This is a genomic window from Dulcicalothrix desertica PCC 7102 (assembly GCF_003991905.1).
GTDB classification, from domain to species: domain Bacteria; phylum Cyanobacteriota; class Cyanobacteriia; order Cyanobacteriales; family Nostocaceae; genus Dulcicalothrix; species Dulcicalothrix desertica.
The window spans coordinates 43,539-64,264 of record NZ_RSCL01000030.1 but is presented as its reverse complement, the minus strand read 5'-3'; the positions used below and the strand labels follow the sequence as shown (position 1 = coordinate 64,264).

Sequence of the window (20,726 nt, the reverse complement as noted above, 5' to 3'; positions counted from 1 at the left end):
CAATCTCTCAATATTCAGGCGTTAACTATGTGTAGTGTATACAGGATTTTTAGTTAATGCTAATTGCTCTAGTAATTCTGTTGCTAGAGTAGGTGTATCATATCGATTAATTTCAGTTTTAAAGCTTTCTGCTTTTTCTAGATATTTAGGTGTCCTAAGAATCTTAATTACGGCATCTCGAATTTGTTGAGGTGTAGGTGTACTAGTTTTTAAGTCTATGCCTGTTCCAGACCATTGAACCCTGGCGCCAATTTCAGGTTTTTCTTCGGTTTGACCAGCAGTAACCATTGGCACACCAAAAGCTAAAGCTGTCTGTACACCATTAAATCCACCGTTTGTTACCATTACATCTACATAAGGTAATAAATAAGCATGAGAAATAAATTTCTCTAACCTAACGTTTTGAGGAATTGGATTAAGCTGTAGATTTTCTATTGGTTGCCCTCCTGTTGTCACAATTAATAACACATCTTCGTTTGCAAGAGCTTCAATTGTTGGCAAAATTAAGTTTTTTGCTTCTGTTGCGACTGTACCTTGGGTGACATGAATTATAGGTTTATCTAATTTCAAATCATCCCACCAAGCAGGAGGTGTAAATGCAGGCGCCGGAGGTAAAAACGTTCCGATAAAGTGAATTTGTGGTGCAAGGTCGCTACGAGGATACTCAAATGATGGTGTAGTGCCTTGTAAATAAAGAAATTGAGATAAAGTAGCAGTGAAAAAATCTTGTGATTTCTTTGGTAGTCCAACACTTTCTCTACGCTGGTCAAGATGAAGTGTTACATCACGCATTAAAATATTCTGCGATAGGTAATTAAGAAATCTATTTCGTAATTTTTCCCCCCAAGAATTACCAGGTGAAATTCCTAGCCTAAAAGGCGCCGTATCTCGGCTGTTGAAAGGTAGTGCTGACATGCCAAACGCTGCCCAAGGTAAGCCTGTTTTTTCATGTAACCACGATATACCAAGGCAGAACACATCGCACAGCAAAACATCAGCGGGAAATTCATCTAATATATTAGTTAAATCTTTTAGTTGCGTTATTGCTGAGTCAATAAAGCCGTGTTTAAGGTAAAATTTAAACTGCGATAATCCCTTTAATGCTTCTTTTTGCTTTATCCAAGCTTGAGGGATGGTGTTAATATCTGTTAAATCTATTCCTGTGCGGATGGGAACGTGATGGGCGCCTGTTGCTTCTATCTTTTCTTTAAAACCTTTTCCTGTATACCACCATACTTCGTGTCCGCGTTCAATAAGTTTACGCGCGATAGGTAATGCTGGGTTGACGTGCCCAGCAGCGGCAATTGTAGCAATTAAAAAGCGAGTCACAATTATTACTATTTTTTTGTTACACGTACACGTAATTGATTTTGAGCTTTGGGAGGAACTAAGACAGGCGCCAATGTAGAGTATTGTGGTGTTACTGAAAAGCGGTAGTGACGCAGTAATGTTGCTAGAAAAATTTTGATTTCTAGCAGTGCAAATTATCGACCGATACAAACATGGGCGCCACCTCCAAAACCTAATAATGAAAAGGGGACTTTTTTGTCTTCTTCGCGTCCGGGTGCAAAGCGGTCTGGGTCAAATTGTTCTGGGTGGGTGTAAATTTCTGGCAAACGATGCGTGACAAATTGAGAGATAATTATTGTCCAACCTGGCTCTATTCTATATCCTGCATATTCAATCTCTTTGACTACACCTCGAATTATCAATGATGTTGGTGGATATAAGCGCTCAATTTCTTTGAGAAAGTTGGTCATTTGCGGTAATTGTCGCAGATGTTCGATATTTAATTCGTCTTTAACAACTTGTTCCAATTCTTCTGAAAGACGCTCTCGCCAATCCGCGCGCGCTGCTAGTTCAAACATTGCCCAAGACAACATTCCCGCTGTGGTGAAGTGAGAAGCATTGACCAAATGTATTATCTCATCCATGATTTGGTTTAATGGCAGTGCATTACCTTCGCTGTCTATTGCCGCTAAAAATAATCCCAGTGCGTCATGTGACGATTGTAAATTCTGGTTTCTTCTTTCTGTAATCATTGCTTCGAGTCGCTGCTTTAACAATGCCCTTGCGAGTTGCCCTTTTCCAAAAGTTGTAAATAGTAAATTAACTCTAAGTAATGAGAGGGAAGCTTGTAATTGGGCATTATATAACTGCTCTATTTCATCGATTTCTTTCTCTGCTTGCACTCCTAATAGTAATTTAGCTCCTACTAGCAACGTCATTTTTCGTAGTGAGTCTATCAAGACTATCTCACCAAGATTAGCCCAACCGCTAAGACAAGCTTGTACAATCTCCTGCATTGTCTCAAGATAGCTTGCAATTGCCGCACCGTGAAATGCTGGCATCATCAAGCGTCGTGTTGTTGAATGTTGCTGTCCATCTTGAATCATTAACGTTTTTCCAAACGCTGGTTCCACAAAGTATCGCCAACCCAAATAAGAAGATAGACGCTCTGCTTGCTCTACAAGTACAAGTTTATTTGCTTCGGCACCTATTAAAACTGCACACTTTTGCCCTAAAAGCTGCATTTTAAATACCGAACCGTAGCGCTGCCAGCTTTGCAGTAAAGAATAACCTTCTTTTCCAGCAAATTGAAGGTCGCGAAGAATTGGTACACCAAAACTACCCGGCATTTCTAAAGCCGATTTGAGTTGTTGCATAGCTTGTATTGAATGAATTAAAAATTTATTTCATAAATAACAGCATGAGATAACTGCATACCATATGTCAATAGTTAATTAAAAATTTAATTCATAATTTCAGTCTAAAAGCTGGTAAGTATGGGCAAAAGCTTGTACAGTCAGATAGGAAGCTTGCAAAACGACCTAAATGCAACTGTGGGCAGTACAGAAAATACACAACCATCATCAAAAGTCAACCGGGTAACTCGTGATGCCGAGGTAACAAAACAGCAAATTCTGGATGCCGCAGTAATTGAGTTTGCGAAAAATGGGTTATTTGGCGCCCGAACCGATGCCATAGCTAAAAGTGCAGGAGTGGCGCCGAGGATGATTTATTATTACTTCCAGAGTAAGGAAGGGTTATATCAAGCGGTGTTGGAGCAACCAGCTTCTGAATTTCAACAGATGTTGGAGCAAATGAACTTGGAAGAACTACCAGCTATTGAAGCGCTACAAGTTTTTTTGCGAACTGTAATTGCTTATGAAATTTCGCATCGTTATCAAGGAATGTTGTTATTTCAAGAAGCGAACCAAAATCAAGGTAAATATTTTCAGCAAACAAATTGGTCGCAACCACTTACATATGTTACCAAAATATTAGAAAAGGGAATGCAAGAGGGGACTTTTTGTAAGCAAGACCCATACATGACAACACTGACTATAGCTGGAATATGTGTTTTTTATGCAAATGCCTATGAGAACCTAAAACATCTGACCCCAGATGTCGAGTTACTTAGTGATGAAATGATTGAACGTTACACCCAAGCAGCAATTAACTTAGTGTTAAATGGTGTACTCGCTTAAACTATGTCAATCCATATATTTAGAACGCCATTTTACTAATAAATTTTGTTCTGAACTCATTTGTATTTACCTAATACTGTTACAACTTATATTTAGGACTTACGCACAGAAACCTGGTTTCTACCCATTCATTGTCGCAGACAAATCGTCGTTTTTATTACAAATTATCGACCAAAAAACCAGGTTTCTAGGATTTTTGCGTAAGTCCTGATATTGTTTGAAGGTACTTTTATCATATTAATTAGTTTTATCATATCCGATACCTAAACCTTGACCAATCGGTTTAATTAATGCTATGGTGTGTATATGAGTCGAGGACCAAATAAACAATTTGACCCTGAAGTTGCCCTCTCAAAGGCAATGGAGGTGTTTTGGGCGCGCGGTTATGAGGCAGCTAGTCTCTCTGAACTGCTTGATGTGATGGGCATTGGCAAAAAGAGTCTGTATGATACGTTTGGCAACAAGCATTCGCTCTTTCTCAAAGCACTCGAATATTATGCCAAAACAGAGGTGAAGTTGATGCGAGACCAGCTTTTGGCGCCGGGTTCCCCTCTGGAAAATCTGGAGATAGTGCTTCAAAATCTGCAACAGATGCATTCCTTACCAGGAAGCAAAGGCTGTATGCTTGGCACGAATATTGCTGACTTTAATACCAGTGACGAGGAAATTGCATCAACCTTACGGCGCTACTTGCAAGACGTAGAGGATGCCTTTTGTACTGCTATTACCCGCGCTCAAGAAGTTGGAGAACTTAAGCAGGTAGCGAAGCCTCGTGATTTAGCACGAATGTTGCTTTGTACTACACAGGGAATGGCTCTGTTGGGTCGAACGGTTGACACTGAAGCGCTTTTAGTGAGTACCGTTCAGGCAATAATGGCACTTCTCAAAGAATCCTAAATTTTTTTACCTAAACTTAAACCATTCAGTTTAAGTTTTATTGATTAACACTTACTAGGAAGTATTTCTATGGCACGATTGCAGAACAAAACAGCGGTGATAACAGGGGGGACGACAGGTATTGGATTTGAAACTACCAAGCAGTTTGTTGCAGATGGTGCGCGAGTGATTATTACCGGACAAAACGAGGAGAGGTTGCAATCTGCTGCCCAAGAACTAGGCTCAAACGTAATTCCTGTTCTAGCAGATGTACGAGTGCTTTCAAACCTGAACACTTTGGCAGAACGAGTGAAAGTAGAATTTGGTGGGTTAGATGTTCTATTTGTAAATGCCGGAATCGGACTTTTCGCACCCCTGGAAGCAATTGACGAGGCATTTTACGATGACCAATTCGATATCAACGTTAAAGGCGCCTTTTTTACTGTACAGAAACTTGCTGGACTGTTGAACAAAGAAGCAAGCGTCATTTTAAATGCGTCGGCAGTCCATGAGAAAGGAGCAGCAACAGGCAGCGTGTATTTTGCAACGAAGGCGGCTGTACGTTCGTTTGCCCGAACCCTGGCTACTGAACTTGCATCTCGTAGAATTCGAGTAAATACAGTTAGTCCCGGTTTTATACCTACTAATTTTCAGAGCAAAATGGGGTTGTCACCAGAAGCACTCGACAGTTTTGGAGAATATGTGAAGCAGTCCGCACCGCTAGGACGTTTTGGGAGGCCAGAAGAAATTGCCTCTGCTGTTGTTTTTCTAGCTAGCAATGAATCATCTTACATAACAGCGGCAGATATCGTTGTTGATGGTGGCTATATGAACGTTTAAGCACCACAAGTATTGATATTATTCTCGGTGTAACCAATTCAAAATACCTAAACCCGCAACTAAACCTACAAAGTTTCCAGTAATACCATTCATATTTGCTAATGCAACAAAAATATCAAGCGCGCGGATAATACGATTGGGGTCAATTACAGCAACACCTTGAGGTACAGCAATTGATTTTGCAAGTAGTACTGCTAGAGTGACGCCACCTCCTATAATTGTTGCGAGCATTCCTACCAAACTCGCAATAATACCCCATCGCACAATTTGCATCACTTCAGATTTCTTAGGATGCGTGCTAATGTCACCATTACGGAGTCGTCTAGCTAGTCTTGTTTGTCGAAACGCTAAGTAAACATTAAATAGCAACAGTAATATTCCACAACCTGCCCAAAATATACCAATTCCAAGACCTGGTGTAGTGGATTGAGTGTAATTAACTGCTGCTCCTGGTACAGATGTAGGAGATGTAATAGTTTGGTTGAAACTGCGTCCGGTAATCGCAAATAATAATGTCAGTCCCCCAGCAACAGCAAACCCAAGCTCTACCCAAAAACCAATCCATCCTGCAAGCCGCAAGATATTGCCAATTTGCTCTAGCTTCCGCTCTATAACCTGTGTATTTGACCTTGTTTCCATTTTATAAGGTGATGTTGCTAATTTAATGTATGAAAAATATTCTGTTTACAAACAAAACGTTGTAGAGACGCGATGTTCCTCGCGTCTCTACATATAATTAGGTTATTTAATTATAAATAGCTTCTATCTGCGGTATTAAAAAATTATGATTTTAAACTATTTTTATTGAAATTTAGTTAAAAGTTTGTAAATAATAATTATTATACGTGATTATAATTTTTATAACTTAACAACAGCCAAATGACATAAAGATAAATAATAAATTCTCTCCATCGCGAGGAAGATGGAACTATTACCATGAGTTTCTAGCCTGAGAAGCAGATAATTTCTGTTCTCTATCTCAATATTCATATTATTGAAATAAAAAAGGAACTCATGGCTAATAATTCTAACTCAAACAACGGTCATCATATTCGTTACGCAGTAGTCAGACTTGGGTGGATAGCTCAAGAAACAGTCTTACCCGCGTTTGCACAAGCGTCTAATTCCCAACTTACAGCATTAGTTTCTGACGACCCGACTAAACAAGAAGAACTTGGCAAAAAATACGGAGTAAAAACTTACTCCTACGGACAGTATGAAGAATGCCTCAACAGCGGCGATATTGATGCCGTATACATAGCATTACCTAATCATTTACACCTGGAATATACTCAAAGAGCAGCAGATAAAGGTATTCATATACTCTGTGAAAAACCAATGGCTGTAACTGAAGAAGAGTGCGAACACATGATGCGCGCAGCCAAAGAAAATAACGTCAAATTAATGATTGCTTATCGCTTACATTTTGACAAAGCAAATTTACAGGCTATAGAAACGATTAAATCAGGCAAAATTGGTGAACCCCGCATATTTAATTCAGTATTTTCCCAGCAAGTTGCTGAAGATAACGTTCGGATGGAAGATATTTCCATAGGTGGTGGCACCGTATATGATATGGGTGTTTACTGTATTAACGCAGTACGTTATTTGTTTCAGGACGAACCGACCGAAATTATTGCCGTCAGTGCTAACAACGGAGAAAAGCGGTTTGAAAAAATAGAGGAAATGACAAGTGTAATAATGCGCTTCCCTGGAGAGCGACTCGCAACATTTACATCGAGTTTCGGCGCCGCATCAGTATCAAGTTACCAAGTAGTAGGAACAAAAGGTGATTTACGGATGGACTCTGCTTACTCTTATCAAGGAGAACTCAAGCAGCAAATTACTATTAATCAAGAAACACAAGAAGAATCATTCTCAGCGGGCGATCAATTTGCAGCGGAAATTATTTACTTCTCTGATTGTGTATTAAATAATAAAGAACCCGAACCATCAGGAGAAGAAGGACTTGCCGATGTTCGCATCATTCGCGCTATCTATGAATCTGCCCAAACAGGTAAACCAGTAAAACTAGGTACATTTAAACGACAGCTTAGACCAGGCGCCGAGCAAATTATCGAGCGTCCAGCAAACGAGCAACAACCAGAATTAGTTCACGCCGCTGACCCTTCGGGTAAATCGTAGAGACGTGATTAATCACGTCTCTACCCGCGTCTCTACAATAGTGGTCAGGCAGGATGCCTGACCCACATATTACATCATCAAGTTAACTAGTACCCAGTAGCCAACAAGCACGGAAACTACACCTACCCACAATTTAGCTTTATCCATAAGTCAATATCAAAGGTGAATTTTACAGATTGAGTACAAAGAATTCAGACGAGATAATTTGAAATGAATCAGTTTGTTAAATCTTTCTGTAATTTTGATTACTATTTTCAACTGTCAAACTGCACTTAAGGTAATATTCACTGTTTGTGACTCGAAAACGTTGATTAAGTATCGGATGTGTCATACGGAACGGAGCGAAGTATCTTTAACGCTGCCCGAAAAACTACTTCGAGCAAAACGCCTCATGTCCTGCGTACTGTTGACATTTTATACATAAATTCGATAAAAACATTTTCATAATCATCCAATAAACTATCAGTAATTACAACGCAAAAGCAAGCAGTGTGAGATTTTTACTGATTCATGACAACATACAGCTTTCTTTAAAAACTTAATAAACGAGTATAGTATTACTCTCATAGAGTAAATGCTAATTATACGTTTACCAGCTTGTTTATATAGCTGTACTAAATGCTTACTATTATTGTAGCAATTATAGTAGTACTAAAACTCTTACGCATGGTAGTTGTCAGTTTTAAAAAGCTTTATCTAAAACTGAACAATACTTAAAGTGCCTGGTTTAAGCAGTCTTTATAGTAGCTATCTAAAGGTATATTCCGATAAAAATATTTCTTGTGGTAGTATAACTTCAATACTTCGGGTAGATAAGGTTTTGATTTTCAAACCCTTAAAGTTCTTATCAGAATCTCGAATGCACTTTTAAATTTCAGCTAAATTTCAGCTAAATTCAGCTAAATCGGCTAAACGTTTATTAACACAATTAAGACTATCACAGGCGCCTTCAACAAGCGCAAGTGTGTCTAAATCACATTTAAGGAGAAAAAAATGCGGATTGCTCAAGTTGCTCCATTATGGGAAAGAGTACCACCACCAGGTTACGGTGGCACTGAGTTAGTGGTGGGGTTGCTGACAGATGAATTGGTTCGACGCGGACATGAAGTAACGCTTTTCGCTTCGGGAGACTCGCTAACTTTAGCAAAGCTCGAATCAGTTCATCCCCGCGCTTTGCGGTTGGACTCAAACGTTAAAGAGTACGGCATTTATGAAATGCTGCAACTTAATTGGGTCTACGAAAGGGCTTCGGAGTTCGATGTTATTCATTCTCATGTCGGCTTTAGCTCCTTACCTTTCGTTAATTTAGTTTCAACGCCCACAGTTCACACACTGCACGGTATTTTTACGCCTGACAATGAAAAGATGTTCAAGCACGCCAAGCGTCAGCCGTATATCAGCATTTCAGATTCACAACGTGAACCAAGATTAGATTTGAATTGTGTTGCAACAGTTTATAACGGTATAGATGTTGCTAGCCATAAATTTTTCCCTCAACCATCTGAACAACCTTATTTAGCCTTTGTTGGTCGTATATCTCCAGAAAAAGGCCCACACCACGCTATAGAAATTGCCAAGCGTTCTGGATGGACTTTAAAAATGGCTGGTAAAGTTGATGTGGTAGACGTTGAATACTTTGAACGCGAAATTAAGCCCCGTATAGATGGTGAGCAAATTCAGTATTTAGGTGAAGCTAACCACATTCAAAAGAATGAACTTATGGGACGTGCGGCAGCAACCCTGTTCCCAATAACTTGGCGTGAACCTTTTGGTTTAGTAATGGTTGAGTCAATGGCTGCTGGTACACCAGTTATTGCAATGAAGATGGGTTCCACACCTGAAGTTATCGCGCATGGTAAGACTGGTTTTGTCTGTGAAAGCGTTGATGAATGTGTCGAAGCTATTGACAAAGCTGTTGCTCTTGACCGCAACATTTGCCGTGACTATGTTTGGCAAAACTTTAGCGCTCAAAAAATGGCTGATGGTTATGAAGCTGTGTACCGTCAAGTTATTGCCGAGCGTTTAGGAAAGACAAATGGACACTTTAAAGGTTCAGTTGTTGCTGCTTCGAGCATGAATTAAGAAGAAGGTGGATAAGTTCAATCCACCTTTTTTGTTAGTTTCGTTATCAAGCTTATGCCTCTGCATACCCTTGCAGATTCTCTGGTTCAAAGGAGCGTAGAGTCCGGGTTGCCGTATTAATTAATTCTTGTGTCCCTCGAACTATCACAAGATATTTGCCTGCATCTAGGCGGTTCCGATAGGGTAAAGCGTCCCCACTACCCACTGTTAAGCCAACTCCACCACCTACGAAGTACGCACCCAAGGCGCCGGATAATGCTCCTAATACTCCTCCAAAAATATGATTACCAAGATGACCAATGGGAAGTATTTCAATACCCGTTAAAACATTAAAGGCATAACCAGCAACATAGCCAAAGGGAATTAGCCATAACGACAAACGTTTGAAACCTTTTTTAGCTTGCTGTTCAGGATTAATTAACCCAAACTCATCAGCACTTTTGTAGCCTTTTCCTAAAATATCAATTTGATTTGTAGGCAAACCTTCTTTTTCAAGTGCAGTATATGCAGCTTCCGCTTGTATTCTGTCTGGTAATACTGCAACAAGATAGTTCATATAATTATTACCTCTAACTACACTAAAATAAGTTTTATCTAAAAATTTAAACTCGTGCGCCTAAGCAAACCTCATTCTTGAGAAAGATTTGTATTATTAGTACAATGGCGCCATAAATATACACAATTAGATGTAGAGACTAAACATGTAACGTCTCTACAATGTGCAAATTTTATGAATCATGCGCTGATTGCGATATTATAATCATGTAAATTTCCCAACACATTAGCCGCTGGTATTTATGGAGAAAGACCAGGTATTATTAAATGACTGGCACGTTATCGCGCACGCTCAAGAATTAAAACCTGGCGCCGTTCTGCCAAAACGCTTACTAGGAGAAGATATTGTTGTTTGGCATGATGGTACGTCTATTCACGCATGGCAAGATTATTGTCCACATCGAGGAGCTAAACTTTCATTAGGATGGGTTAATAATAATACTTTAATTTGCCCGTATCATGGTTTGGTATTTAATACAGAAGGTAAGTGTATAAAGGTTCCAGGGACTCCAGAAACAACGGCGCCTATCAGACTTTGCATTAAAACATACCAAGTAAAAGAACGTTATAGTTTAGTTTGGGTTTGTCTTGGAACTCCTCAACATGATATTCCTGATTTACCAGAGTGGGATGACGCAGATTATTCTAAATTTGTTTGTAATCCTCAATGGTTTAAAACAAGTTCGCTGCGTGTAATTGAAAATTTCTTTGACCCCGCACATATACCGTTCGTACATTCAGGGACTTTTTCTAATTCAAATTTACCAGAAGTTGAGCTAGGAGAAGCTATAGAACATTCTGATAAACTTATCTTTAAGTTTGGGTTATGGGAATTAGATATTGAAACAGGAAAATCAGAACTTAGCAAAACTTTTTCTAACTACGAGTTTTATATATTCCGTCCCTTGTTGGCATATTACAAGCGTGGGAATCCTGAAGTTAACATGACGAGTTTATTTGCCGTTACACCTGTTTCGGAGCAAGAGTGTATTGCATGGTCAGTAACAGCATTCAAAGGCGTGCATAATGTGACAAATGAACAATGGTGCTCTACAGAGGCAAAAATTATGTCTGAAGACCGCACGATTATTGAGTCACAAAGACCATCTCACCTTCCTCTTGATTTACAAGCAGAGGTAAATCTTCCAACTGACCGTTACTCGATGCTTTACCGTAAGTGGTTAAAAAAACAAGGCGTGACTTTTGGCTGTATTTAAAGTTACCTTTAAGATTTAATCTCGAATCTATTTATTAACTTATTTTAAGCTAATTAACTATCCGTTACATCCGTTATATCCGTTGCCAGTTTTACGCTACAATCAACTACGAATATTTAACTACCAAACGTTAGGTAAGTTTACATTGACTGAGGCGCCACTCTCTAAGCAATCAACTATTTGTAACGGACGTTCGCGCGTGATTGATGCGGCAGAGCGATTGTTTCGTGCGCGCGGGTATAGTAATGTAACAATGCGAGATATTGCTTCATATGCGGGAATTCGGCAAGCTTCACTGTACTATCATTTTGAGAGTAAGGAGCATTTATATGTAGCTGTTACTGAGCTTGAGTTTGAGCATCATCATAAAGGTTTACAAAATGCAATAGAACAACAAGATAATTTACGCGTACAGCTAAATTGTGCGGCAAACTGGTTTCTCTCTCAACCACCTGTGCATCTCTTGAGTATGTTGCACACCGATATGCCATGTTTAAGTGAAGAAAATCTTAAGAAGTTATCGGCGAGTTCTCGTAGATGTATATTTATCCCTGTACAGCAAATGTTTGAAGTAGCACAGCAAAAAGGAGAAATTCGTTGTTGTCGTGCAAATGTACTGGCTGGGTTTTTCTTATCGGTAATGGAAAGTATTCCAATGGTGATACCTGGTTCAGGAGTTGAAGCAAAACAAGTCATAGTTAATGAAATGATAGATGTTTTGTTAGATGGACTGACTCCGAAATAATTTTTTTCGCCTTTACCTACCGATTGATAGGTAGATTATATTTGTTGAAATAAGTACAATACACCGGGCGTTGCATAATAATTAATCTATGACTACACTTTCAAATTTGCCAGAAACTCCTATTTCTCGTCGAAATTTATTAAAATTATTTGGTGTTGGTACTGTTGCCTCTGTGATGGGATATTCACGCTTTGTTAAACCCAAACCAACGGTATTTCAAAAAGATAATCTTTTGTTACCATTGACTTTAACTCAACCTAAGACTGCTGTGGTAGTTGGTGGAGGTTTAGCTGGTTTAGCTTGTGCTTACGAATTGAGTCAAAGGGGATTTGCGGTAACTTTACTAGAAAAATCTCCGCAGTTTGGAGGTAAAATTGCTAGTTGGCAGGTTAATGTCGGCGCCGATAAGTTTAGAATGGAACATGGTTTTCATGGGTTTTTTCCGCAGTATTATAATTTAAATAGTTTAGTTAAAGATTTAAACGCTACAGAAAACTTTCAATCGTTAAATTTTTATTCGCTTGTTTACCGCGAACACTATAAACCAGAGGTATTTCGTCCTAGCAGTTCAGCTTTTCCGTGGAATATTGTTGATTTGGCAATTGCTTCACCAAATCGCTTGCAGTGGGGAATAAATTTAACAAAAATTAAACATTTACAGGTGTTTCAAGCAATAGGTGGATTTGAGCGTGAAAAGAATTATCAACGTTTTGATAGTATTTCGGTTGCTGATTGGGTAGCAAAAGATTTTCCTCAAGGTTTGTATGACTTATACTTTTTACCTTTTGCCAAGTCAAGTTTGAATGCACCTGATTTAATGAGTGTGGGAGAATTAATGCAGTTCTTCCACTTTTATTTTTTTGGCAACCCCGAAGGTTTAGCTTTTAATGGTACTAAAGATGATATGGGTACTAGTTTAGTGCAACCAATTGTTGATGCAATAAAAAGTAAAGGTGGTCAAGTTGTTACGAATGCAATTGTTAGTCAAATTCAAGCCGAAAATAACAGCGTCAACTCACTCACGTATCAAGTGGGTAGCGGCGCCAGTGATGTACCATTTACTGTAAAGCGTAATCCTATTGTTGCCGATAATAGCACTCTTGAATATTTTGGCGCCGCAGACGAAGTGTTCGCAGTGGCAGAAAATAGTCAAGAAGCTATCTCGCTAACTTGTACTCACCAAGGGTGTACCGTAAAAATGGCAGACGATGGTAAATTTCACTGTCCTTGTCATGGTGCAGTATTTGCAGCAGATGGCAAGGTCTTGAAAGGACCAGCAGAAAGAGATTTAGCCAAGTTTGATATTATTGGGCGCCCAAAGATTGGTTACAGTGACGAGTTACAATTAGTTGCAATTAAACCAGAATCTGTGAAACCAGAGACGGTCGTAGCAGATTACTATATATTTGCCACTGATGTACCTGGGGTGCAACAGCTATTCAAGCGTTTAGATGGAGACGTTAATCAAAAAGCACGTGAGCAAATCGAAAAGTTGAGCATCGCAGACCCCTTTGCAGTATGTCGCTTTTGGTTCGACCGTGACTTTGCTTGGGAACAAAGCAATTTTACATCACTATCTGGTTACGCACTCACAGACAGCATTACTTTATATCACCGTATCCAGCAGCAATTTATCGACTGGTCGCAACGTACAGGTGGTAGTGTCGTTGAGTTACATGCTTATTGCTATAAAGAGAAAGAGTTTCCGACTCAATCCGCACTGCTCGCAACTTTTGAGCAGGAACTGTATGATATTGTTCCTGAACTCAAGCAAGCTAATATCCTGCACCGTGAACTAGTCAACCAAAAAAACTTTTCTGGATATCCACCTAATAGTTACGCAGAACGTCCCGAAACTCGCAGTAATATTAATAACTTAATTTATGCAGGCGATTGGGTTAAAATGCCTTTTCCGTGCGGGTTAATGGAGCGTGCTGTCAGTAGTGGCTTGTTAGCAGCAAACGAAATTTTACACTCAGAAGGGCTACAAAGACGTGAAATACTATCGGTAAATCCAGAGGGTTTATTAGAAATTTAATAGTTTTATCGCTTAATTTTAAGAAAGATTGGAATATTATGTTGACATCAAAACCGTTCTATTAAATCGACTAAAGTCGATATTACAATAATGGCACTTCAAATTAGTGACATTTTATATATTCTCTTGATTCCATTAGCTCTCTGGTTGATTTTCAACTTGGCAGTGGGGAGAACACAAGCTGGTCGGTCACTGCTAACAATTCCCAATCGTGGGAGATATATCGGTCAAGTATTAGCTTTCCTTGCTGGAATACTGTTTGTAGTGTCAGCAGCAATATCGATTCGCTCATTCATTACAGATAACAGCACTTCTGAAGGAATAGCTGGTGTCTCTCGACTCATTTTTGGTATTTACATGTTGTTAAATGGGTTTACATATCAACCCTCACTCATGGAAAATGGCATTTGGCTGGGGGATGGGGTGTTTATTAGGTGGGAAAAAATTCTATTCTATGAATGGAATGTAAATCCTTCGGAACCAGATGTTGATGTATTAGCTATAAGAAGTTCGAGTCGTTTGGCTAAAAGGGTCTCTAATTTGATAGTCAAGTCTTTACAGCGACAACCTGTTGATGATTTGTTACGGCAGTATGTTCCTACTATTAATGGTTAAATGGCATGACTACATCACTTCCTAAACTGCCTTTACCATCTCCGCTTGTCGGCGCCGAAGTTGGTTCGTTTACAGAGTATACTGTTACGCAACGAATGCCTGCTATTGCTCGTCGCGTTATAGCTGAAAATTCTTTTACTAGTACAGTTAATGATAGTTTAGAACAACTTGCTAGTGCTTTACCAACTGGGTATATACAATCTTTGGTAGATGACACAGGCACCGATTTTACCAGATGGAATGAATACCTTCAATCTTTTCTTGGGCAACGTTGGGTTGATATTCCCTGGTTTTTTGCTGAAACTTATTTTTATCGTTTGATTTTAAATATCACTGGTTATTTTGCTCCTGGTGAGTCGCAAGGTGTTGACCCGTTCGCACTCCAAAAACGTCAAGGTTTAGAAACTGGTTTTGATGCTATTACTACACTATGTCATCAAGTTAATAGCTGGTTAGATAATTCTGAATCAGAAGAAGCATTATTAGGTTTATTATATTTTGCTTTATGGGGTAATCGCGTTGATTTAAGTTTGTGGTCTGCATTTGAAACCGACCGCACTCAATTTGATATTCAGACTCAGCAAGCACATATATTAGTCAACGATGCAGCTTCGGTAGTTGATTTAATTAACAAGAACCAGCAAGGACGTTTTGATGTAGTTGTTGATAATGCTGGGTTTGAGTTGGTTTGCGATTTATGTTTGGTTGATTTTTTACTCGGTAGCGGTTTAGCCAAACAAATTAAGTTACATCTCAAACCACATCCCACTTTTGTCTCAGATGCCATGATTCTAGATGTACATCAAACAATTGAATTTTTTGCTAAATCAAATAATTGGGATGTAACATTTTTAGCAAACCGTCTACAAGAATACTTGGAATTAGGAAAACTAGTTTTAAGCAGCGATTACTTTTGGACATCTCCATTAGCCTTTTGGGAAATGCCCGATGTAATTAGAAATGATTTAGCTGCTAGTAACTTGACAATTATTAAAGGTGACGCAAATTACCGTCGATTACTCGGTGATAGACACTGGGACTACACCACCAACATCAACGATATTATCTCTTATTTCCCGGCGCCATTACTTGCACTACGCACTCTAAAATCTGAAGTTGCCGCAGGAATAAAATCAGAAATCATCGAAAAAGTGGCGCCAAGCGATACAAATTGGCTAACCAACGGTCAATGGGGTGTAATTCAACTAGTCCAAAATTAACATCATAAATAAAAATAACTCTTGCAAGTCTTGTAAATATTGTGGGATGGGCATCCTTGCCCGTCCCTTTTATTTTCACAAGGCGGGCAAGGATGCCCGCTCCACAAGAGTGTGTAGCTAATGAGTATCATTCTTTACGTAAAAAACGAAAGATTTGATGCCTCAACAAAACTTCATATGTAAAAAATAGACAATAACTCTTACGACAAAGTTGTTAAAATTTGTTAAGAATAGTGACAGGAATGTCAAAATTAGGAAAACCTTTTTATGGTAGATGCAGTCGATAACCAGCCACCATTAGACCAAACGCTATTTATAGCAGGGGAAACTCCGGCGCCAAAATGTTCTCACGTTGTAATAGTTGGAGGTGGTTTTGGGGGGTTGTACGCAGCGAAAGCGTTAAGTCGTGTGAATAATGTTCAAGTTACACTGATTGATAAGCGGAATTTTCACCTTTTTCAACCACTGTTGTATCAGGTTGCCACTGGTACGGTATCACCTGCGGATATTTCCTCACCGCTACGTGCAGTATTGAATAAGAGTAAAAATACTAAGGTGTTACTCGGAGAAGTTACGAGTATTGACCCACAGGGACAAAAAGTCTTTATGGGTGATGATGTAATAAGTTATGATTCGTTGATTTTAGCGACGGGTGCAAAACATTCTTATTTTGGTAAAGATGAATGGGAAGAACACGCACCTGGTTTAAAGACGGTTGAAGATGCAATTCAAATGCGGCGCCGTATATTTAGTGCATTTGAAGCAGCAGAGAAAGAAACAGACGCACAAGCTAGACGTGCTTTACTAACGTTTGTGGTTGTTGGTGGTGGTCCGACTGGGGTGGAATTAGCAGGCGCCATCGCAGAAATTGCTTACCATACAATGAAAGAAGACTTCCGCAATATTGATACATCGGAAGCACAAATAATTCTTTTAGAAGGTTTAGACAGAGTTTTACCACCTTTTGCACCAGAGTTATCACAAAAAGCTGCTGCTTCATTAAAGCAGTTAGGTGTAACTGTACGCACAAGTACTATGGTGACAAATATAGAAAATAATATAGTCACAATTAAAAGTGGTGATAACGTTGAGCAAATTCCTGCACAAACAGTATTATGGGCAGCAGGTGTAAAAGCGTCACCATTGGGTAAAACCCTTGCGGAAGCTACATCAGTTGAATGCGACCGTGCAGGACGTGTTGTTGTAGAATCAGACTTTAGTGTTAAAGGTTATCCAAATATATTTGTAATTGGTGACTTAGCTAATTACTCACATCAAAATGGTAAACCCTTACCAGGAGTGGCGCCAGTTGCCATGCAAGCAGGTGAGTATGTAGCATCAGTTATTAAAACACGACTCAAAGGAAAAACTCCGGCGCCGTTTAAGTATAAAGACCACGGTAGTTTAGCAGTGATTGGACGCAATCGCGCGGTTGTCGATTTAGGCTTTACGAAACTTACAGGTTTTGTTGCTTGGGCATTCTGGCTATTTGTGCATGTTTATTTCTTGATTGAATTTAATAACAAGTTAGTCGTCATGGTGCAGTGGGGATGGAATTACATCACCCGCAACCGAGGTGCAAGACTAATTACAGGTAGCGAAATGGTGGCAACACCTGTTAAACAAAGTTCAGACGATTACTCAATAGTTAATAGTCCTTCGCCTGTCAACGTGTAGTAAAAATAACATTTGTTATTAAATAAACCCTCGTAGAGACGTTACATGTAACGTCTCTACATACGTTAATTGTTTTTTTAAAATCTAAAGGTAGTACGCACGGTTCCAACGTAGATGGAATCGTTGTTGCTGTTATGTTCTGGGTTTGTAATCATTAATACACCAAAGGTGACTCCAAGATTTTTAGACGCTTGCAATCTATAAAAAGCTTCTAAATGTAGCGAGGTATCAGAGTCTTGATATTTACTGTTGCCAACTGTAAAATCATTACTTGTTACTTTCGGTGGTTGACCAATTGTAAAGCCAGCCAAGCTACCTTCAGAACCGAAATCAGGCAACGCGAGAGTAAATGCCCAGTTGAAGATATTAGCTGTAGGGCTATTTTCTAAGTCGGTTGCTGTCGCTTGTGTGTATCCAACCCAACCTCCAACGGTAATATTAGGGTTGAGTTTTATAGTTGATTGAAATCCAAAAGAGTTTGCAACGATGGCTTCACTTTCATCATCAAATGGGTCATTTGCACGCTCGCTTCCAGTCCCGGTATTAACGTTATTGTAAGAGTATATATAAGTTAAACCAAATTCGATATCTTGTGCTGGTTCTAATGTTAATTGCGCGATGGCGCCATAATCTGCTTTATTAAATCCAACGTCTGGGTCATCTACATCACTGGCAATAAAACCCACTTCAAACTCAAAAGCATCACTAATTTCATAACTTAACCCTAAACCAGCACCTCCTCCTTGACGATAAATAGGGTTTCGTTGACCAAAACGAGAAATGGCGCCTCTCGAACTTCCACTAATATAAGTGTTGAGAGGGTCGGTAAAGTCTGCCAGATCACCACCAACAACAGGTATGAGAACTCTTAAATCTTTGCTAATTAGAAAAGAATAATCTAAACCACTAACACGAACTTGGTGATTGTCGCTTCCTTGAAAAGCCAAACGAGCCATATCAGTTCCAGTAACTCTATCAAGTCTAGGAAGATTACTACTTTGCAAGCGAACTCTTAGGTTATCTTTACCTGTAAAACTGGTGTTAAAGTTGAGACGAACACGCGAACCTAAAGTAATATTATTATCGTTATCATTTTTTTTATCCTCAACACCAATGACGGCAAATAATACCTCTCCAGTCAATTTAGTTGTAGTGGAAAATTGATTGAGTTCTCCTGGTGAGCGTTGTTCTAAAAGCTCTACTCTTCTTTCTAAATTATCGAGTTCTGTTGCAAATTCGGTTTGTAAGCGTTGCAAAAGTTTTAAGTTTTCTTGCGTTATGTTTTGAGAATTCAGTGCAATTTGCTTATTTATAGAGTCAATTGCAGCACTTATTAGCGCAGCAAATTCGTAGCGAGTTAATGAACGATTTCCATCAAACTTTTTGTCAGCAGATAGTCCATAGCGGTCTAATAATGATTGTAGAGCAGTATAAACCCAGTCTGTAGGATGTATATCTGATAACTCAGAAACCGAAGTAATTTCGTTCTCGCAACTTAGCTCACATTTTGCATCATTTTCAACAGAAGTAACGAGATTGAATTTTTGGGCAAAAGAGGTTTTACCTTGTTTAGTATCCGAAAAACTCAATTCATAAGAGGGATGTAACGTAGGAGCTTTAGGTTCTAATTTTTCTATATCAGGTTGAAGTTGCATTTGACTCAATGACTGCTCAGGTATATTTTTAGCAAAATGCACCTTAATAGCATAAACTTGACTAAAAGGAAAAAGAGAATTAAGTAAAATTACTAAACTTACCTTTAAACCCCGAAAAGATTTTACCATCCTACTCACTTATACGAACAAGTAGTATTTTTAAGTCTAAGGGTAATATTAGTCAAGCTTTTCCTGATAATTTACAGTAAAATTTTAGTGATTAATAATTGATGTAATTAATATAACAGATATTTGGATTGTTTTTGAATATGCCTTAGGGACTTCCAAAAATTTAATTCTCCATCTTGTGGGGTGGGCATCCTTGCCCGCCTTCTTTAAATAAACGGGCAGGATGCCCATTCCACAAGAAGATATTGGAGATTTTTTTATTTGGAAGTCCCTTATAAGAAAATCTCTGTGCAAAGACGCGATTAATCACGTCTTTATCTGTGCCACTGTGGTAAAATTAGTAACTTCTTTCCACCACAGAGACGCAGAGAACACAGAGATAGCAGATTGAAGAGTTAAACTTTGGATAATTCTTTTGTCGGCGCCTGTTGATTTACAATTTGAGGAAGTTGAATTTTGCGTTGGGGTAGTCTAGCTGCGTAGCGGTCGGTGAGATAGCGGTTGATTTTTCTGTCAAGCTTTTTGAGGAACCTTTTTAAGGGTTTATTTTCTTGCCCGAAGCTGACTTTACGTACAAAGGGTTTGATAATTGTTGAGATGCGTCTAACACCTAATTTTTTGTACTTGGTTTTAAAATAACCATCCTCGCATAAATTCCATTTTTCACGGATGCGTTCTAAACTTGCCAAAGTCCAAGCATCGCTCCAACGCAACATATAGAAATGTAAATCTGTCCATTCTAGAGGTGGTCCTGGTACGTAGGTAACTAAACTAGCTGGCTCAAAATAGACTTTACCTCCTGAAGCAGCGACATTCATGCAAAAATCAAGGTGTTCTTTGGTATTGAGCATCGCTTCATCAAGATAGCCAATGCGCTCAAATATATCAGTGCGAACTAGGGTACAGTGAAACTCTGATAATTCTGTTTCGGTGCGCTGAAGTTGGGGAAGTAATTCTACTGCATTATGACCTTGTTTGTACATTTTTTCCCGTAGATGGCGCCGACCTTTAACGTCAATAACTACATGACTTTCTCCACCAGCAAAGTGTACTCTTTGGTGGATAGGTTTGTTTTCGCACATTAGAGGTCCAACAACAGTAGCTTCAGTTTCTTCTGCACAGTCTACTAAAGCTTTTAACCAACCTGGAGAAACCACAACATCGTTATCAACGAAGACTAAGTATTTAGTATCAACATGACTTAAACCGATGTTACGTGCATGGTTGGGAGAAAGGTAGTAATCTGTACGAATGAGTTTGAAGTTTTTTTCTTGTGCTTTTGTTTCGAGATAGCGACGAACTTTAGCAGGTGAGTTTCCATCAACGTAAATTAATTTGAATGGAAAATCTGTATGTTCGTAAATACTTTCTAATGATTCTTGTGTACAGCTAAAACGTTCGCGAGGTACGACAACTAGTGTAACAATTGGTTCTGTCATTT

General features: G+C 39.0%; 17 protein-coding genes. 11 read left to right on the top strand and 6 right to left on the bottom strand.

What is annotated here, in order from left to right:
* Positions 1–21: 21 nt before the first annotated feature.
* On the bottom strand, positions 22–1,329 hold the full coding sequence (locus DSM106972_RS41940; protein ID WP_158632965.1) for a glycosyltransferase: 1,308 nt from the start codon (positions 1,327–1,329) through the stop codon (positions 22–24).
* A 155-nt stretch (positions 1,330–1,484) separates the two neighbouring features.
* A complete protein-coding gene (locus tag DSM106972_RS41935) occupies positions 1,485–2,666 on the bottom strand; it encodes a cytochrome P450 (RefSeq protein ID WP_127086264.1) in 1,182 nt (393 codons plus the stop codon).
* 120 nt (positions 2,667–2,786) lie between these two features.
* Here DSM106972_RS41935 and DSM106972_RS41930 point away from each other — a divergent pair, with 120 nt between their 5' ends.
* The 3 genes from DSM106972_RS41930 (at position 2,787) to DSM106972_RS41920 (ending at position 5,207) form a co-directional block, all read left to right on the top strand.
* The gene (locus tag DSM106972_RS41930; protein ID WP_127086263.1) at positions 2,787–3,491 is read left to right on the top strand and encodes a TetR/AcrR family transcriptional regulator; all 705 of its coding nucleotides are present in this window, start codon (positions 2,787–2,789) and stop codon (positions 3,489–3,491) included.
* Positions 3,492–3,797: 306 nt separating this feature from the next.
* On the top strand, positions 3,798–4,388 hold the full coding sequence (locus DSM106972_RS41925) for a TetR/AcrR family transcriptional regulator (protein WP_127086262.1): 591 nt from the start codon (positions 3,798–3,800) through the stop codon (positions 4,386–4,388).
* Between the two features lie 69 nt (positions 4,389–4,457).
* Positions 4,458–5,207: an SDR family oxidoreductase gene (locus DSM106972_RS41920; protein ID WP_127086261.1), complete on the top strand. Its 750-nt coding sequence runs from the start codon at positions 4,458–4,460 to the stop codon at positions 5,205–5,207.
* An 18-nt stretch (positions 5,208–5,225) separates the two neighbouring features.
* Here DSM106972_RS41920 and DSM106972_RS41915 read toward each other — a convergent pair whose 3' ends face one another.
* Positions 5,226–5,846, bottom strand: coding sequence for a DUF3611 family protein (locus tag DSM106972_RS41915; protein WP_127086260.1), 621 nt, complete (start codon positions 5,844–5,846; stop codon positions 5,226–5,228).
* A gap of 375 nt (positions 5,847–6,221) precedes the next feature.
* On the opposite strand from DSM106972_RS41915, the gene DSM106972_RS41910 reads away from it, so the two are divergent.
* The gene (locus tag DSM106972_RS41910) at positions 6,222–7,352 is read left to right on the top strand and encodes a Gfo/Idh/MocA family protein (protein WP_127086259.1); all 1,131 of its coding nucleotides are present in this window, start codon (positions 6,222–6,224) and stop codon (positions 7,350–7,352) included.
* Positions 7,353–8,345: 993 nt separating this feature from the next.
* The gene (locus DSM106972_RS41905) at positions 8,346–9,434 is read left to right on the top strand and encodes a glycosyltransferase family 4 protein (protein ID WP_127086258.1); all 1,089 of its coding nucleotides are present in this window, start codon (positions 8,346–8,348) and stop codon (positions 9,432–9,434) included.
* Positions 9,435–9,486: 52 nt separating this feature from the next.
* Here DSM106972_RS41905 and DSM106972_RS41900 read toward each other — a convergent pair whose 3' ends face one another.
* A complete protein-coding gene (locus DSM106972_RS41900; RefSeq protein ID WP_127086257.1) occupies positions 9,487–9,990 on the bottom strand; it encodes a hypothetical protein in 504 nt (167 codons plus the stop codon).
* 241 nt (positions 9,991–10,231) lie between these two features.
* On the opposite strand from DSM106972_RS41900, the gene DSM106972_RS54290 reads away from it, so the two are divergent.
* The 6 genes from DSM106972_RS54290 to DSM106972_RS41870 all read left to right on the top strand — a co-directional run bounded on the left by DSM106972_RS54290 (position 10,232) and on the right by DSM106972_RS41870 (position 17,501).
* A complete protein-coding gene (locus tag DSM106972_RS54290) occupies positions 10,232–11,206 on the top strand; it encodes an aromatic ring-hydroxylating dioxygenase subunit alpha (protein WP_127086256.1) in 975 nt (324 codons plus the stop codon).
* Between the two features lie 82 nt (positions 11,207–11,288).
* The gene (locus DSM106972_RS41890) at positions 11,289–11,951 is read left to right on the top strand and encodes a TetR/AcrR family transcriptional regulator (RefSeq protein ID WP_233787112.1); all 663 of its coding nucleotides are present in this window, start codon (positions 11,289–11,291) and stop codon (positions 11,949–11,951) included.
* Between the two features lie 88 nt (positions 11,952–12,039).
* Positions 12,040–13,989, top strand: a complete 1,950-nt coding sequence (locus DSM106972_RS41885; protein ID WP_127086255.1) for an FAD-dependent oxidoreductase — start codon at positions 12,040–12,042, stop codon at positions 13,987–13,989.
* 90 nt (positions 13,990–14,079) lie between these two features.
* Positions 14,080–14,604, top strand: a complete 525-nt coding sequence (locus DSM106972_RS41880) for a DUF5673 domain-containing protein (protein ID WP_127086254.1) — start codon at positions 14,080–14,082, stop codon at positions 14,602–14,604.
* A gap of 5 nt (positions 14,605–14,609) precedes the next feature.
* On the top strand, positions 14,610–15,824 hold the full coding sequence (locus tag DSM106972_RS41875) for a damage-control phosphatase ARMT1 family protein (RefSeq protein ID WP_127086253.1): 1,215 nt from the start codon (positions 14,610–14,612) through the stop codon (positions 15,822–15,824).
* Positions 15,825–16,091: 267 nt separating this feature from the next.
* On the top strand, positions 16,092–17,501 hold the full coding sequence (locus tag DSM106972_RS41870) for an NAD(P)/FAD-dependent oxidoreductase (protein WP_233787111.1): 1,410 nt from the start codon (positions 16,092–16,094) through the stop codon (positions 17,499–17,501).
* 77 nt (positions 17,502–17,578) lie between these two features.
* On the opposite strand, the gene DSM106972_RS41865 is transcribed toward DSM106972_RS41870, so the two are convergent.
* Positions 17,579–19,285, bottom strand: a complete 1,707-nt coding sequence (locus DSM106972_RS41865) for an iron uptake porin (RefSeq protein ID WP_127086252.1) — start codon at positions 19,283–19,285, stop codon at positions 17,579–17,581.
* A 395-nt stretch (positions 19,286–19,680) separates the two neighbouring features.
* On the bottom strand, positions 19,681–20,724 hold the full coding sequence (locus DSM106972_RS41860; RefSeq protein WP_127086251.1) for a glycosyltransferase family 2 protein: 1,044 nt from the start codon (positions 20,722–20,724) through the stop codon (positions 19,681–19,683).
* Between the last annotated feature and the right edge of the window lie 2 nt (positions 20,725–20,726).